Annotated in this window: 14 protein-coding genes; 4 read left to right on the forward strand and 10 right to left on the reverse strand. The window is 70.1% G+C overall.

The annotated features are described in order from the left end of the window. The coding region (locus NT132_RS10820; protein ID WP_297788470.1) for an aldehyde dehydrogenase family protein at positions 1–942 on the reverse strand (942 nt) is incomplete at its 3' end. Between the two features lie 184 nt (positions 943–1,126). Here NT132_RS10820 and NT132_RS10825 point away from each other — a divergent pair. After that, positions 1,127–1,762 carry a GntR family transcriptional regulator gene (locus NT132_RS10825; protein WP_297788473.1) on the forward strand — a complete coding sequence of 212 codons (636 nt, stop codon included), beginning with the start codon at positions 1,127–1,129 and terminating at the stop codon, positions 1,760–1,762. Between the two features lie 119 nt (positions 1,763–1,881). On the opposite strand, the gene NT132_RS10830 is transcribed toward NT132_RS10825, so the two are convergent. The 7 genes from NT132_RS10830 to NT132_RS10860 form a co-directional block, all read right to left on the reverse strand. Beyond that, positions 1,882–3,144 (reverse strand): ABC transporter substrate-binding protein, encoded by a 1,263-nt coding sequence (locus NT132_RS10830; protein WP_297788476.1) that lies wholly within the window; start codon positions 3,142–3,144, stop codon positions 1,882–1,884. Then, positions 3,141–4,211: a branched-chain amino acid ABC transporter permease gene (locus tag NT132_RS10835; protein WP_297788479.1), complete on the reverse strand. Its 1,071-nt coding sequence runs from the start codon at positions 4,209–4,211 to the stop codon at positions 3,141–3,143. Before NT132_RS10835 ends, NT132_RS10830 begins: the two co-directional genes overlap by 4 nt. Further along, the gene (locus NT132_RS10840) at positions 4,211–5,092 is read right to left on the reverse strand and encodes a branched-chain amino acid ABC transporter permease (protein ID WP_297788482.1); all 882 of its coding nucleotides are present in this window, start codon (positions 5,090–5,092) and stop codon (positions 4,211–4,213) included. Before NT132_RS10840 ends, NT132_RS10835 begins: the two co-directional genes overlap by 1 nt. Before the next feature lie 3 nt (positions 5,093–5,095). Next, positions 5,096–5,806, reverse strand: a complete 711-nt coding sequence (locus tag NT132_RS10845; protein WP_297788485.1) for an ABC transporter ATP-binding protein — start codon at positions 5,804–5,806, stop codon at positions 5,096–5,098. Continuing rightward, positions 5,793–6,575 (reverse strand): ATP-binding cassette domain-containing protein, encoded by a 783-nt coding sequence (locus NT132_RS10850; protein ID WP_297788489.1) that lies wholly within the window; start codon positions 6,573–6,575, stop codon positions 5,793–5,795. The genes NT132_RS10845 and NT132_RS10850 overlap by 14 nt, the downstream gene beginning before the upstream one ends. Positions 6,576–6,704: 129 nt before the next feature. Continuing rightward, positions 6,705–7,907, reverse strand: coding sequence for a cytochrome P450 (locus tag NT132_RS10855; protein WP_297788492.1), 1,203 nt, complete (start codon positions 7,905–7,907; stop codon positions 6,705–6,707). Positions 7,908–7,937: 30 nt separating this feature from the next. Beyond that, positions 7,938–8,897, reverse strand: coding sequence for a PDR/VanB family oxidoreductase (locus NT132_RS10860; protein ID WP_297788495.1), 960 nt, complete (start codon positions 8,895–8,897; stop codon positions 7,938–7,940). A 138-nt stretch (positions 8,898–9,035) separates the two neighbouring features. Between NT132_RS10860 and NT132_RS10865 the strand changes: the two genes are divergently transcribed. Together NT132_RS10865 and NT132_RS10870 are read left to right on the forward strand one after the other, a co-directional pair. Further along, a complete protein-coding gene (locus NT132_RS10865) occupies positions 9,036–9,932 on the forward strand; it encodes an IclR family transcriptional regulator (protein ID WP_297788498.1) in 897 nt (298 codons plus the stop codon). Positions 9,933–9,942: 10 nt separating this feature from the next. Continuing rightward, on the forward strand, positions 9,943–10,710 hold the full coding sequence (locus NT132_RS10870) for a DUF1932 domain-containing protein (RefSeq protein ID WP_297788501.1): 768 nt from the start codon (positions 9,943–9,945) through the stop codon (positions 10,708–10,710). Positions 10,711–10,821: 111 nt separating this feature from the next. Here the strand turns inward: NT132_RS10870 and NT132_RS10875 are convergent, their stop codons facing one another. Beyond that, complete coding sequence (locus NT132_RS10875) at positions 10,822–12,177, reverse strand: aminomethyl transferase family protein (protein ID WP_297788504.1); 1,356 nt, start codon at positions 12,175–12,177, stop codon at positions 10,822–10,824. A gap of 115 nt (positions 12,178–12,292) precedes the next feature. On the opposite strand from NT132_RS10875, the gene NT132_RS10880 reads away from it, so the two are divergent. After that, positions 12,293–13,222, forward strand: coding sequence for a LysR family transcriptional regulator (locus NT132_RS10880; protein ID WP_297788507.1), 930 nt, complete (start codon positions 12,293–12,295; stop codon positions 13,220–13,222). A gap of 121 nt (positions 13,223–13,343) precedes the next feature. Here the strand turns inward: NT132_RS10880 and NT132_RS10885 are convergent, their stop codons facing one another. After that, on the reverse strand, positions 13,344–14,753 hold the full coding sequence (locus tag NT132_RS10885; RefSeq protein WP_297788509.1) for an aminomethyl transferase family protein: 1,410 nt from the start codon (positions 14,751–14,753) through the stop codon (positions 13,344–13,346). Between the last annotated feature and the right edge of the window lie 165 nt (positions 14,754–14,918).

Consider the following 14,918-nt stretch of genomic DNA (forward strand, 5'->3'; position numbering starts at 1 on the left):
GCGCGCCTCGAGGCCCGCCACCAGCTCATCGCGACGAGAGCGGTGCACGAAGACGCGCTTCGCGTTCATGCAGATCTGCCCGGTCGTGTCGTAGATCGCCGCGAACAGGCGGTCGAGGTGCGTGTCATCGAGGATCGCGTCCTCGAGGAACACCGCCGCGTCGTTGCCGCCGAGCTCCAGCGTCACCCGGGTCAACGTCTTCGACGCCATCTCCATGATCCGCTTCCCGCCATTCACACTGCCGGTGAAACACACCTTCGCCACATCCGGGCTCTGGATGAGTTCCGCCATGTCCTGGTCGCGGCCGGTCACGACGTTGAGGACGCCCGGCGGGAGCTTCTCCGCCACGCGCTGCACCACGCGCGCGGTCGCGAGGGGTGCGGAGGGCGGCGGCTTCACGATCGCGGTGTTGCCCGCCAGCAGGGCGTGGGGCAGCGCCGCGCCGAGGATCGCGATCGGCCAGTTGAACGGCACGATGACCGTCACCACCCCGAGGGACTGGTACGCGACCTCGGTTGAGACCGGGATGGCGCCGGGCACGACGGGCAGTGTGTGCCCGCGGTCGACCTCGTCGGCGAGCATGAGGGCGAGGTTCCAGCGGATCTCGAAGACGAGGGCGTCGACCCACGACTCCATCCGGATCTTGCCGTTCTCCTGCGAGAGGATCGCGGCGTCCGCATCCCGCTCGGCGGCGACATCGGCAATGGCCTCGGCCATGAGCCGCGCGCGCTCGGTGGCGCCGAGGGCCGCCCAGGCCGGGTACGCCGTGTGGGCCGCGGCAATGGCATCCGCGACATCGGCGGCGGATGCGGCGGCCGCCTCCCCCACGATGACACCGGATTTGGCCGGGTCGGCGACCTGCAGGACGTCGTCGGTGAACCGCTCGCGCCCCCCGATGAAGAGTCCTGTCCGCACCGCGGCGGACGTGTCTGCAATAGTCATGTGTCCTGCACTCCTTCGTGCATCATCCTGTCCGCGCCGGACGACACGGATCGCAGGATGCCGCAGCTTCGCACCGCCCGGGCGTGGTCCGCCGCGGCATGCTCTGCCGCCGATGATACTCGGATTGGCGTGAATGTCGGCGACAATCTGTACCTGGGTGGTCCCGGCGCGAGAGGATGAGCGCATGACCGCCATCTCGACCGATGAGAGCGCACCCGTCGCCGCCGACCTGACCCAGCAGATCCGTGACGCGATCTTGCGCGGAGACTTCGTCCCGCATCAGCGCCTCATCGAGGCCGATCTGTCGGAGCGCTTCATCGCGACGGCCCTGCTGAACCTCGCGAACGGGGGGCTCGTGGAACGACTGCCGAACCGCGGGGCCCGGGTGCGGGCGATCTCGGTCGCCGAGGCGGTGGAGATCGTCGAGGTGCGCGTGGGGCTGGAGTCGCTGTGCGCCCGGAAGGCGGCGGAGAACGCCGACGACGACGCCATCGCAGACCTCCGGGGCCTCCGCGTCGCCATCGTGGACGCGGTCGAGCGCGGCGACCTGCTGGAGTACTCGCGGCTGAACCAGGAGATGGACCGGCAGGTGCGCGACCTCAGTGGTCACGCCACCGCGACGCAGCTGCTCGAACGGCTGCGCGCCCAGTCGGCGCGGCACCAGTTCCGGTTGGCGTTCCACCCCGGCCGGGCCGGGCAGTCCGCCCCCGAGCACATCGCCATCATCGACGCCATCATCGCGAAGGACCCGGATGCGGCGGAGGCCGCCACCCGCGCCCACCTGCAGGGCATCGTCGAGGTGCTGCACACCCTCGACTGACCGCATCCCTCGCCTGAGCGCACTGGCCGCACGGACCGCGAAACTGCTTCTGGGCGCCGAGACTGCGGAGTTACCCCGCTGTCTCGGCGCCCAGTTGCAGTCTCGGCGTCAGGGACGGATCAGCCGAAGTCCTCGACCGTGGCGTAGCCCTTGCCGTTGTACTTCTGCACGACCACGGTCGAAACGGCGGGGAGGCCGTCCTCGGTCGTGTTCACCGCGGTGCCCTCGAGCATGAACGGTGCCTCGAAGCCCTCGATAGTGCGCAGCGTCTCCATGAAGTTCTCACGGGTCGGCTCGGTCATCTTCTCGAACACCTGCTGCAGCGTCGCACCGACCTGGTAGCTCCACACGCAGTGCGGGAACGCCGGGGTGTCGGGGTAGTCCGCGTACTGCTTCAGGTCGTCGAGGAACTGCTGCCCCTCGGGTGCCTCGGCGAACGTGGGGCTGGATGCGGACTGCGCGAACGCGACAGTGTAGACACCGGGGAATGCCTCGCCGCCACCGGGGGTGACGATGGCGCCCGGGCTCGACGTGTTCGAGGGCAGGAACCAGCTGGGCAGCCAGCTGAGCTGCTGCGCCTTCTGCAGCGACGAGATCACCAGCGGGGTGATCGACATGGCGTTGAAGAACACGTCGGCGCCCGTCGAGGCCAGCTCGGTGAGCTGCGCGTCGACCGAGGTGTCGGTGGCCTCGTAGGTGAGCTCCTTGACGATCTCGATGTTGTCGGCGCCCTCGATGCCCTGCTTGAAGCCCTCGACGTACCCGTCGCCGTAGTCGTCGTTCTGCAACAGGACGGCGACCTTGTGGTCTTCACCGGACTCGGCCAGCAGCTTGCCGAAGGCCTCGCCCTCGTTCTGGTAGATCGGCACGAAGCCGAGCTGCCACGGGCTCTCCTCTTGGTCGCTGAAGATCGGGTCCCCCGTCATGACGAGCACCTGCGGCACCTCGTCGGCGATGGCAGCCTCACGGTACGCGCGGTTGGTCGGCGTGCCGAGCCCCGCCGTCATCGCGAAGACGCTGTCCTTCAGCTGGTCGTAGTTCGACTTCGCCTTCTGCGGGTCGTAGCCGTCGTCGAGCGCGTTGATCTCGATCGTGCGGGTCTTGCCGTCACCGAACTCCACGCCGCCGGCGGCGTTGACCGCGCCGAAGTAGGCGGTGACCCCCGCCACGGTGCAGGTGCCGGGGCCGGCGGTGGCGCCGCTGAGCGGGGTCGTGATGCCGAGGGTCAGGGTGGTGTCGGTGATTCCGGGGCTCGGTTCGGCCGAGGCGTCCGCGCCACCGCCGCTGTCCCCGCCGCGCGCACAACCGGCGAGCGTGAGTGCGACGGCGGAGGTGAGGGCGACGATGCCGACAACGCTCCTCGTGCTCTTTCGCATGTTCATGCCTGATCTTGCCTCTCTGTGTGGGTGCCCTCCGTGGCTGCCCGCCCCTCGGCGGGGCTCGTGGGAGTGGCGGGTGGTGCGCCGGTCGGGCCGGCACCCCGGCGCGACCGGCGCACCGTCCGCGCGATGACGCGGGGGAGCGAGACGAGTCCGCCGGGGAGGACGAACAGCACGAGCAGCAGGAGGGCTCCCTGCAGCAGTGCCGTGAGGCTGGGGTCGATGAGGTTCGTGAGCTCGGGGACGACCACGTAGTACGCGCCGCCGAGCAGCGAGCCGATGATGCTGGCAGCGCCCCCGATGACCATGGAGGCCAGCAGCGTGATGGAGTGCCCGAAGCTCATGGTCTCGGGCGAGGTGTACTGCACCACCACCATGTAGAGAAACCCGCTGACGCCACCGATGATCGCCGCCACGGTGAACGCCATCACCTTGTAGCGGTAGGGCGAGATGCCCATCGAGGAGGCGACGGCCTCGTTCGACTTCACGATCGCGAAGGCGCGCCCGTACTTGCCGTGCACGAGGTTCCGGGTGAGGAGGAACACGATCCCGCCGATGAGGATCACGATGTACAGCTGCCACTGGTCGTTGTACAGACCCGACCACTCGGGGGCATCGGAGAACCGCGTCGACATGCCCTGCGAGCCGCCGGTGATGTCCGAGAGTCGCTTGGCGAGCGGCACGCCCACGATGGGTAGCGCGATCGTGACCATGGCGATGGCGAGCCCGCCGAGCCGTGCCGCGGCGAGCGCGACGATGAGCCCGAGAATGCCGGGGACCAGGATGCTGAGCAGGAACACCAGCGTGATGTTCCAGTCCTGCTCGACCCCCCAGGCAGTGGCGTAGGCGCCCACGCCGACGAAGAAGATCTGACCCAGCGAGACCTGACCGGTGTAGCCCATGACGACGTTGAGGCCGAGGACCGCGACGGCGAACACACCGATCCGGGCGAGGCGCTGGTTGGCGAGCTCCGGGAGCACCAACGGGAGCACGAGGAGCACCACCACGACGAGCGCGATGAGTGCCCAGCGCACCCAGGCGCGGGAGAGGAATTCCGTTGCAGCCGACATCAGACGCGCACCACCGCTTTCCGGCCGAACAGACCCTGTGGTCGCACCAGCAGCACGACGAAGATGAGCGCGAACGGCACGACCACCTTGAGGTCGTAACCGATGAACGGTACGTAGACGGCGGCGAGGTTCTCGAGGACCCCGATCATCCAGGCGGCGATCACGACCCCGATGGGGCTGGACAAGCCGCCGAGGATCACGGCGGCGAGCGCGTAGACCAGAGCGTTGTCCATCATCCCCGGGGTGAGGGTGAGCTGCGGTGCGACGAGCGCGCCGGCGACGGCACCGAGGACGGCGGCGAGACCCCAGCCGGCCATGAGGAGGCGCCCGACCGGCAGACCGGAGAAGGATGCGGACTGCGGGTTGACCGCGACCGCCCGGAGGGCGAGGCCGAACTTGGTGCCGATGAACAGTCCCTGCAGCAGCAGCATGATCGCGATGATCACCACGGTGGTGCCGATGGAGCGGACGCTGATGGAGGCGCCGAGCACCTGCACCGTGTCGAGCGGGAACAGCGAGGGCATCTGCTGGTTGTTGTAGCTCCAGAGCCACCCGCAGATGCCGGTGATGAGGGTGAGCAGGCCGATCGTGACGACGACGGCGGTGTCCGGGTCGCCCCGCTCGAAGCGGCGCATGACGTACCGCTCGAGGAACGCACCGAGAACGAAGGAGAACAGCACCGACAGCAGGATGGCGAGGATGAGCGGCACCCCGATGGTCGTGAACCACCAGGCGACGTAGGCCGAGAGCACGGCCATCCCGCCCTGCGCGAAGTTGATGAGGCCGGTGGCCTGGTTCACCAGCACGATCGCCAGCGCCAGCGCGGCGTAGATCGATCCGGTTGAGAGCCCGTCGACGACGAGCTGGATGAAGGTCCCCATCGGTCAGCCTCCCAGGTAAGCGCGTCGGATTTCGTCCATGCCGCGGAGCTCCGCCGACGAACCGGAGAGGACGCTCCGGCCGGTCTCGAGCACCGTCGCACTTTCGACGAGGGTGAAGGCGAGGTTCGCGTTCTGCTCGACCACGAGCATCGCGATGCCGGACTCCTCACGAAGCCGGCGGATCGCGTCGTACACGTTCTTCGCGGTGCTGGGCGCGAGTCCGAGCGAGGCCTCATCAAGCAGCAGCAGCCGCGGGCGGGCCATGAACGCACGGGCGACCGCGAGCATCTGCTGCTCACCGCCGGAGAGCGCCGAGCCGTGCGACCGGTACCGCTCCTTGAGGTTCGGGAACAGTTCGAGCAGGTACTCGATGTCCGACTCGATGCCCTTGCGGTCCTTCCGCAGGTACGCGCCGACCTTCAGGTTCTCGCGTACCGTGAGGTCAGTCAGCGTCCCCCGGCCCTCCGGGACGTGGGCGATGCCGATGCCGGCGACCTGCTCGGGCCGCTTGCCGCGGATGTCGGTGCCGTCGAAGACGATGCGTCCGCCGGTACGGACGATGCCGCTGATGGCGCGGAGCGTCGTGGTCTTCCCGGCGCCGTTGGCACCGAGGATGCCGACCGCACCGCCCTCCGGCACGCTCAGCGAGACGCCGTCGAGCACCTGTACCGGGCCGTACGACGCGGTGACGTCTTCGAGCTCAAGCAGCGTCATCCGCAGCATCCTTTCCGATGTACGCCTCGATGACGCGCGGGTCCGACTGGGCCTCCACGGCCGTGCCCTCCATGAGCTTGCGGCCGTGGTCGAGCACCACCACCCGGTCGGTGAGCGCGGCGATGAGCCCCATGTGGTGCTCCACGATCACGACGGTGATGTCGTCCTCGTCGCGGATGCGGCGCACCGTCGCGATGAGCTGTTCCACCTCGGAGTGGGGGAGGCCCGCCGCGGGCTCGTCGAGGAGCAACAGCGCAGGCCGGGAGAGGAGGGCGCGGCACAGCTCGACGCCCTTGTGGAGTCCGTGCGAGAGCTCGTCAGCGCGCCGCTTCGCCGCCCAGCCGAGGCCGTGACGCTCGAGCAGCGCGAGGGCCTCGGCGCGCAGCGCCCGCTCGGAGCGGACCGTGCGCGGCAACCGCACCGACCACTCCAACGGGCCGCCGGGCAGCCGGGTGTGAGCGCCCAGGAGCACGTTCTCCAGCACGGTCGCGTGCAGCTGCAGCGCCGGATGCTGGAAGGTCCGGGCCAGCCCGTAACTGGCGAGCGACGCGGGCGCAGCGCCCTGCACCGGCTCACCGTCGATGGCGATCGTGCCGGAACTCGGCTTGTAGTGGCCGCTGATGCAGTTGAACAGCGAGGTCTTCCCGGCGCCGTTGGGCCCCACGAGGCCGAGGATCTGGCCCGGGTCGACGTCGAAGCCGACATCCTTGAGCACGGTGATGCCCCCGAAGTGGAGGTTCACATCGGTCAGTGTCAGACGAGCTGCCATCGGCTGCCTTCCGGGTCGTTGCAACGGTGCGGACGACGGGAGCGTGCGCCCCGCTTTGGACGGTACGGATCGGAAATCGGATTGTCAACGATTTTGGTGTGACAGTTCGGTCACAGCCGGAAAGCAATCTCAGGCAGCCTGAATTCGGACGGGCATGCTCTCCCAGCCGCGCAGCGTGTTGTTGAGATGACGGCGCGGAACGCCGGCGAGTTCGACCGACTGGACGTGGTCCAGGAGCGCTTCGAGGACTGCCATCGCCTCCATCCGCGCGATGTGCTGGCCGACGCACTGGTGCAGCCCCATGCCGAATGCCACGTGGCCCGAGGGGTCGCGATCCAGGTCGAAGCGGTCCGCGTCCGGCCACCGCCGCGGGTCGCGATTCGCCGCACCGAGGAACATGAGCACCTTGCGTCCGGGGCCGATCACCGCGCCGCCGATCTCGACCTCGCTGGTCGTGGTGCGAAAGAACGTCTGCACCGGCGACTCGAGCCGCACGGCCTCTTCGAACGCGCGCGCAAGGAGGCCGCGATCGGCGCGCAGGCGCTGCCACTGGTCCGGATGCGTCGCAACGGCGTGCACGACGGCGGCGATGCCCGTCACGGTCGTGTCGACCCCCGCGGTGAGCAGCGACCGCACGATCAACGGCGCCTGCTCGGGCGTGATGTCTCCCCGGTCGGCGGCCGCCCAGATCTGCGCGCCGATGCCGGTCTCGCTGAGGTTCTCGCGGCGGCACTGCTCACCGATCCAGCCGATGACGGAGGGCATCGTCGGTTCCAGCGCGGCGACGATGCCCTCGCGCGGCCCGAAGGCGTTGAAGGCGAAGTCGCCGTACGGGAGCAGGTTCTCGCGCCCCGACTCCCCCAAACCCACCGCGTCGGGGAACACTCGCAACGGAAAGACCTCAGCGAGGTCGGTGACGGCGTCGAACTCGGCACCCGCGGCGAGCACCCGGTCGACGAGGACGTCCGCATCCGCCCGCCATTGCGGGGTGAGACCGCGCAGCTTCCGGGGGGAGAGGATCTTCGCGAGCACGGACCGCGGGGCGTCGTGCCGGGGCGGGTCCGCCTCCAGCAGCAGGCTCGGGGGGCGCCACGGCGTCTCGCGCGAGAAGTCGGCGAGCCCGACGCCCGCGCCCGACCGCAGGCCCTGCCAGTCGGTGAGCGCGCGGTGCACCTCGGCGTACCGCGCCACGGCGTAGACGTCGTAGGCGGCCAGGTGGACGACCGGTCCGAGGTCGCGGAGGGTCTCGTGCGCGGGGAGCGGATCGGCCAGCACCTCAGGGGAGAACGGATCGAGGTCGGTCGAGGGGACCGCGGTGGCGGTGAGGGTCATGGTCACGCCTTTCGAAAAATCGGGCGGTCGTCAGAGGTCGAGCACGAGCAGGTCCCCGCGGCTGCGGGAGACGCACGGGAACATGCACTGGCCCGCCCGGCGTTCGTCGTCGTCGAGCAGGGTGTCGCGGTGGTCCGGCACGCCCGCCAAGACATCGGTCTCGCAGGTGCCGCACACCCCCTGACCGCAGGAGGTCACGACGCGCACACCGCCGCGGGCGAGCGCGCCGGCCAGGGTCTCGTGCGGCTCGACCGTGACCCGCACCCCGGAGCGGGCGGCGACCGCCTCGAACCGGGTCGCGGCCGCGGTGGTGTCGGTGAGCGCGGTGAACCGCTCCACCCGCGGCGCGTGGCCGGCGGGCGGAGCGCCCCACGCCTCGACGGCGTCGAGCAGCCGCGACGGCCCGCAGGCATACACCCGCGTCGCCGCATCCGCCGGCCGCCACGTGTCCAGGTCGGCGCGGCCGAGTTCACCGGCGTCGTGCACATGCACCCGGTCGCCGTGCCGGGACAGTTCGTCGAGGTAGGCCAGCCGCTCCCGCGAACGGCCGAGGTACAGCATCCGCCACGGGATGTCGAGCAGTTCCGCCTGCCGCACCATCGGCAGGAGCGGCGTGATGCCGATCCCCCCGGCGACGAACAGGTACTCGGGGGCCGGCGCCAGGCGGAAGGTGTTGCGCGGTCCGCCGAACCCGATGGTGTCGCCTGAGCGAAGCGCATGCACGGCCCGCGACCCGCCGCGACCGTCGTCCTCGCGCTGCACCGCGATCCGGTACCGGTGCGCGTCCCACCGGTCTCCGCACAGCGAGTACTGCCGCACGGTGCCGTCCGCGAGCACGAGGTCGATGTGCGCGCCGGGCGCCCAGTCCGGCAGCCGGGAGCCGTCCGGGCGGGCGAGAGTGAGCTCGACCACGCCCTCGGTGAGCTCGCGCCGGGCCTCGATCACGACGACGCCACGGTCCTCGACCGCACCCTGCACCATTTCCGCCATCGTCGGCCTCCTCGCCTCGTCGCGTGTCGCCACGGTAGGACGGTCTCCGTCGAGCCGGGTTGCTCTTTCGCATCAACGGAATGGTACATACGCTGAGGACGGCCGGCGCGACGACGCATCGGCCCCGAGGAGGACGCGATGGCACGCGGATCGGCCGGCGAATCGGCGCTGCACCGCCACCTGCGGGTGCTCGACACGTTCGACACACTGCATCCGTTCCGCACGCTCGGCCAGATCGCGGAGGCGGCCGACCTGGCCCCCTCCACCACCCACCGGCTCGTGGCGGAGCTCACCGCGGAGGGGCTCCTGGAGCGGCTCCCCGACCGCACATACCGCCTCGGCATCCGACTGTGGGAGTACGCGTCGCGCACGCCCGGCGCGCTGGGGCTGCGCGAGGTGGCACGCCCCTGGCTGCAGGCCGCGCACGTCCGCATCCGGCAGCACATCCAGCTCGGGGTCCTCGCCGGCACCGACGTGCTGTTCGTGGAACGTCTGTCGGCGCGCGACGCCGTGGTCAACGCCACCCTCATCGGCGGCCGCATCCCGCTGCACGCCTCCGCGAGCGGGCTCGTGTTGCTCGCGTACGCGGAGCCGACCGTGCTCGAGGCGGTGCTGGCCGCCGACCTGCGCAGCTACACGGCGGCGACGATCCGCACCGCGACCGAGCTGCACCGGACGCTCCGGCGCGTGCGCGCCGAGGGCTATGCGGATCTCCGTGGGCACATCCATGAGGACGCGCGCGGGCTCGGGGTGCCGGTACGCGGTCCCGACGGCTCCGTCTACGCCGCTCTCAGCGCCGTCATCCGGAACACCGACGGCCCCGCGTACGACGTGATCGAGACGCTGCGGGTCGCGGCATCCGGCGTCGCGCGGAGCCTCGCCGACACGTACGCGCGCGGCACCGACTCCTGGCACGGCCCGGGGCCGGATGCGGGCGTCGCCGCCGCCTCGTGGGAGTACATCGCCGCGCTCGCCCGAGCGACCAAACATCCGATTGGCGATGAAATTGGCGTGAATCCGGCTCCGCGGGTTTAGGGTGACCGCCATGACCAGGATCACCGTCATCGGTCTCGGCGAGGCCGGCAGTCTCTACGCCCGCGGGCTTCGCGCGGCCGGTGCGGAAGTGCGCGGCTACGACCGGCGCGACCGCGCCGCCGACGGCGTCGCGCAGGTCGCCGACCTCGCAGAGGCGGTGTCGGGCGCGGATCTCGTGCTGAGCCTCGTCTGGGCCCGCACGGCGGTCGAGGTGGCGCAGGAGGCGATCCCGCTGCTCGACCGGTCGGCCGTGTTCGCCGACCTCAACACGGCGGCACGCGAGGTGAAGTCGGCTGTCGCCGCGACCGGCGCCGCCCACGGCGTGGCGGTCGCCGATGTCGCGGTGCTCGCCCGGGTGCCGCGGGAGGCCGGGCGCACGCCGTTGCTCGCCAGTGGCGACGGCGCCGTCCGGTTCGCGGCGCTCCTCGGGCCGCTCGGCGCCCCGGTCGAGGTCATGCCGGGAGTCGCCGGGGACGCCGCGCAGCTGAAGCTGCTGCGCAGCGTCTTCATGAAGGGGCTCGCCGCCGTCGTCATCGAGGGTCTGAGCGCTGCGCGCGCGGCCGGCGCGGAGCAGTGGCTGCACGATCAGATGGCGCAGGAGTTCGGCCCGGGCGGCGCCGCGAAGGTCGACCACCTCGTGACCGGCACCTACACCCACATCGAGCGCCGCGAACGCGAGGTGCGCGACGCACTCGCCGCGCTGGAGGCCGCCGGGCAGCACGCCGACATGACCCGCGCCACCGCCACCTGGTATCGCCGCATCCTCGCCGACGGCTGACCCGATCCGGCGAGCGCCGCCGAGACCACATCCGTTCGTCGAGACCACACCCGATGGGATGTGGTCTCGCAGGGCGAATGTGGTCTCGCGGTGGATGCGGCGCCCCGCGGGTCAGCTCTTGCGGTAGTTCTCCCGTGCGAAGCGCGAGAACGGTGCCGGGGCGACCGTGGCTCGGATGCGGACCTGCCGGTGCGGCTCCACGGCGGGCTTCCGAGAATTCGGCTCCTCGCCCCACACCACGACGACCTCGTCGCCCTCGGCCACCGACGCGTCGACGCTCGCGAGCGACACGAACGCCTGCTCGTTGGTGATGTAGCCGCAGTCGTGCGAGATCCCGACCACCCGGTCGCCGGCCTCGACCCGGTCGACCTGATAGACCCCGTACCGGGCCTTCGGGAAGTCCAGGTACTTCGCGGGGGTGCCGGGCTCGTAGAGCGATCGCTGCGCGGCGGCGACGTCGGCGGGCTCCCACACCAGGGTCACCTTGTGCCGGGCGCCCTCCGCCGCCCGGCTCTCCAGCGCCTCGCGTCCGATGAAGTCGTGGTCGAAGGCGACGGTGCGGCCATAGCCCAGGTCTGCCGGGGTGAGGTAGTAGTCCTCGATGTCGTCGGAGGCGAAGCTGCCGGCGAGGGAGCCGAGGCGGTTCGCGGGCAGCCAGGCGAGATACTCCGCGGTGCGCTCCCCGGTGAAGATCGCCGGCAGCGGCGACGGGACCCAAGCCGACTCCAGGTTGGCCGAGGAGTACGCCTTCGCCCCGACGCGGACGAGGCCGAACTCCTCCCCCGCGGTCAGGATCGCCTCGCGGACCCGCTCGCCGTCGGCCCACGGCCCGAACAGCTCGAACCCGGGCTGACCGGCCATGCCATGACGCAGCGACCGGACGGTCGTACCCGCGATGGGGAACGTCGCCATGCCGAAGAACTTCGTCGGGGGCACGGGCGCGCCGGTGAGCTTCTCCATCAGCGCGAGGGCATGCGGCCCCTGCAGCTCGTAGCGGTAGAGCACGGGGTCGATGCCGGGTTCGCGCATGAGCGAGTTCGCATCGCGCTCGAAGATGACGTCGTAATCCCCGGTCTCGCCGACGAACTGCACCCAGTCGAGCACCATGAACCAGCCGACGAGGTCGTAGCGATCCTCCTCGAGGTGGAAGAGGATCGCGTCGCCGATGAGGTACCCCTCATGGTTCACCGCGACGAACTGCTTGGCCGCATCCACCGGGAAGGTGGCGAAGCTGTTCACGCCGGTGTCGCGGAGCAGGCGCAGCGCGTCGGGCCCGGAGATGAACAGATCCGTCATGTGGTGCGACTGATCCAGCAGCGCGACGCTCTCGCGCCAGGACCGCTGCTCGCTGCGCCAGTTCGAGAACTCCGGGGTGACGGGGAAGATCGTGGGCCGGGCCTGCGCGTGGCGCAGCACCTCGACGGGGCTTCCGGCGCGGGCGATCGCGTCGGCGGCGGACTCTGCCATGGGGAACTCCTTCGTTCGGTATCGCCTCCAGCGTAGGAAGCCCTCCCTATCCGCACACCGCCCGCGCATAATGAATGCTTATGGACCCGCAAGGATGCGTGACCGAGGAGGCGCCGTGGATCTGAACCTCATCCGGGTGTTCGTGGCGATCGCCGAAACTCGCAGCCTCACGGCCGCCGCATCCCGCCTGTTCGTGACGCAGCCGGCGGTGAGTCAGGCGCTCGCGCGGCTCCGCCGCGAACTCGATGACCCGCTGTTCACCCGGGTCGGGCGGACGATGGTCGCGACCCCCCTTGCCGAGTCGGTGTACCCGGGGTTCCGCGAGGCGGTCTCCTCCGTCGACCGCACCCTGGATGCCGTGCACCGGTTCGACCCGGCGTCCTCCGATCGCCTGTTCCGGATCGCGATGTCTGAGCTCGGCGAGATCGGCTGGCTGCCGGCGGTCGTCGGCGCGGTCCGCGCGAAGGCTCCGCGCATGCGCATCGAGGTGGTGCCGATGGATGCGGACGCCTTGCCGGAGTGGCTGGGCCGCGGCACCGTCGATCTTGCGATCACGCCGTCACCGGTGCCGGGCCGGTTCGAGCGGGTGCTGTTGAAGTCGCAGGCCTACGGCGTCGTGTTGTCGCGCCGGCATCCGCTGGCGGGCACCGGGATGTCGCTGGAGGAGTACGCGGCAGCGGCGCACGCGGTCGTCACCGGCGACTCGGGCGCCCCCGCGGTGACCCTGGCGCTCCGGGCGCAGGGCGTGGAGATCGAACCACGCGTGGCGCTGAACCAGTTCGCCTCGCTGCCCCCACTGCTGACCGCCGGGCACGACCTGGTGGCGACCATGCCCGACTCCGTCGCCGAGGGATGGACGCATTCGTGGCCGCTCGTCGTGGAGCCGCTGCCGTTCGAGATGGCGCCCGTGCAGGTGCGGCTCTACCGCCGTTCCACCACGCAGCACGCCGCCGCACTGGACTGGCTCTTCGATGTCGTGGCGCGTGCCGTGCGCGGGTCGTCCGGGCGGTTCCAGGTCATCCACGGCGACGCCGCCGCATCCTGAGTCGGCCGCATCCTGAGTCCCTCGCCCCGCCGCAACAACGCCGAGACCACATCCGTTCGCCGAGACTGCATCCGATCGGATGTGGTCTCGGGCGAGGGATATGGTCTCGGCGAGGAGAGAGCTACTGCGCGAGGGTCGCGCCGGTGCGCCAGCCGCCGTGGTACTCGGAGCGGGCGGTCTCGGCGTACGGCACCGGGCTGACGACCGCGCGGATCGCGATCTGCTCGTGCGGCTCGACGGTGGTCTTGCCGGAGCCGCCATCGGGCTCGCCCCAGACCACACGCACCTCGGCGCCCACCGGCACGTCGGCGGAGACCGTCGCGAGCGACAGCCCGCGCTTCTCGTTCGCGGTGACACCGGTGAACAGGGAGAGTCCGACCGTGTTGCCGTCGGCGTCGATCACGGCGTCGTAGTTCGACGAGCCGTAGTTCGCGTTCGGCAGGTCGAAGAACTGGTACCCGGGGCCCTCACGGTCGAGGACGGTCGCGAGCACCTTGGTAAGGTCCTCGTCGTTCCAGGCCAGCGTGACCTTCTTCCGCTGCGCGGCGGGGTCGAGCTTCTCCAGCGCGTCGCGGCCGATGAAGTCGTGGTCGAACTTCACGAACGAGCCGTAGCCGAGCTCCCACGGGTTGAGGTAGTAGTCCTCGATGTTCGCGGAGACGAAGGATCCGGCCAGGGCGTTGATGGCCTCATAGCTCGTGTCGGGCAGCCACTCGCGGTACGCGCGCTCGCCCTCGCTGGAGTAGATCGCGGGCAGCGGCGACGGGATCCAGCCCGACTCCAGCGTGTTGGAGGAGTAGGCGCGCGAGCCGCAGGGCTCGATGCCGAACTCGGCGCCGGCGGTCAGGATGGCGTTGCGGATCTGCTCGTGCTGCTCATACGGGCCCCACAGCTCGAGGCCGGGAGCGCCCGCCATGCCGTGACGCAGCGTCCGGACCTTCTGGCCCTCGATCGTCATCTCGCCCATGTGGAAGAAGCGGACCTTCTCGAGCGTGCCGCCGTTGAGCTTCTCGATGATGTCCCACGCCCGCGGACCCTGGATCTGGAAGCGGTAGTACTCGCGGTGCACGGCCTTGCCGTACGGGCGGGACGGCGACCGGTCGTCGTAGCGATACTCGACGTCGTAGCCACCGGTTTCGGCGTGGAACTGCAGCCAGTTGGCACCCGGGGCACGACCGACGTACACGTACTCGTTCTCGCCCTCGTGGAAGAGGATGCCGTCGCCGATGACGCCGCCGTTGGATGCGGTCGGGACGAACTGCTTCGCCGTGTTCAGCGGGAAGTTCGCGAACGAGTTGATGCCGGTGTCGCTCAGGAGCTTCAGAGCGTCCGGGCCGGAGATGAAGAAGTTGACCATGTGGTGCGTCTGGTCGTAGAGCACGGCGGTGTGACGCCACGCCTTCTGCTCACGACGCCAGTTCGTGAACTCGGCCGGCACCACCGGATAGATGTAGGTGCCCAGCTTGGAGTCGCGGAGCATCTGCACCGTGCCCCCGGTCTCGTCCAGCAGGTTCTGCAGGCTGCGTGCCATCGGCTTACCCTCGACTTCCTCGTCGCGACGTGTGTGGGGAACCGTCCGGTTTCCCTCTGTAGATAGTGACTTTGCGGACCGGGGATGTCAACGGTTATTTGCGTCGGAGTGCCGGAAGCCCAGGATTGTAAACAATTTCTTGACCAATCTGTGGGAGGTGTGGTT

The sequence above is a fragment of the Microbacterium sp. genome (assembly GCF_026393345.1).
Taxonomy (GTDB): Bacteria; Actinomycetota; Actinomycetes; order Actinomycetales; family Microbacteriaceae; genus Microbacterium.

Excerpts from the sequence above, each read along its gene's own strand:
- NT132_RS10825 (WP_297788473.1), top strand. The coding sequence starts at position 1,127 with ATGACCGCCATCTCGACCGATGAGAGCGCACCCGTCGCCGCCGACCTG.
- NT132_RS10830 (WP_297788476.1), bottom strand. The coding sequence starts at position 3,144 with ATGAACATGCGAAAGAGCACGAGGAGCGTTGTCGGCATCGTCGCCCTC.
- NT132_RS10835 (WP_297788479.1), bottom strand. The coding sequence starts at position 4,211 with ATGTCGGCTGCAACGGAATTCCTCTCCCGCGCCTGGGTGCGCTGGGCA.
- NT132_RS10840 (WP_297788482.1), bottom strand. The coding sequence starts at position 5,092 with ATGGGGACCTTCATCCAGCTCGTCGTCGACGGGCTCTCAACCGGATCG.
- NT132_RS10845 (WP_297788485.1), bottom strand. The coding sequence starts at position 5,806 with ATGACGCTGCTTGAGCTCGAAGACGTCACCGCGTCGTACGGCCCGGTA.
- NT132_RS10850 (WP_297788489.1), bottom strand. The coding sequence starts at position 6,575 with ATGGCAGCTCGTCTGACACTGACCGATGTGAACCTCCACTTCGGGGGC.
- NT132_RS10855 (WP_297788492.1), bottom strand. The coding sequence starts at position 7,907 with ATGACCCTCACCGCCACCGCGGTCCCCTCGACCGACCTCGATCCGTTC.
- NT132_RS10860 (WP_297788495.1), bottom strand. The coding sequence starts at position 8,897 with ATGGCGGAAATGGTGCAGGGTGCGGTCGAGGACCGTGGCGTCGTCGTG.
- NT132_RS10865 (WP_297788498.1), top strand. The coding sequence starts at position 9,036 with ATGGCACGCGGATCGGCCGGCGAATCGGCGCTGCACCGCCACCTGCGG.
- NT132_RS10870 (WP_297788501.1), top strand. The coding sequence starts at position 9,943 with ATGACCAGGATCACCGTCATCGGTCTCGGCGAGGCCGGCAGTCTCTAC.
- NT132_RS10875 (WP_297788504.1), bottom strand. The coding sequence starts at position 12,177 with ATGGCAGAGTCCGCCGCCGACGCGATCGCCCGCGCCGGAAGCCCCGTC.
- NT132_RS10885 (WP_297788509.1), bottom strand. The coding sequence starts at position 14,753 with ATGGCACGCAGCCTGCAGAACCTGCTGGACGAGACCGGGGGCACGGTG.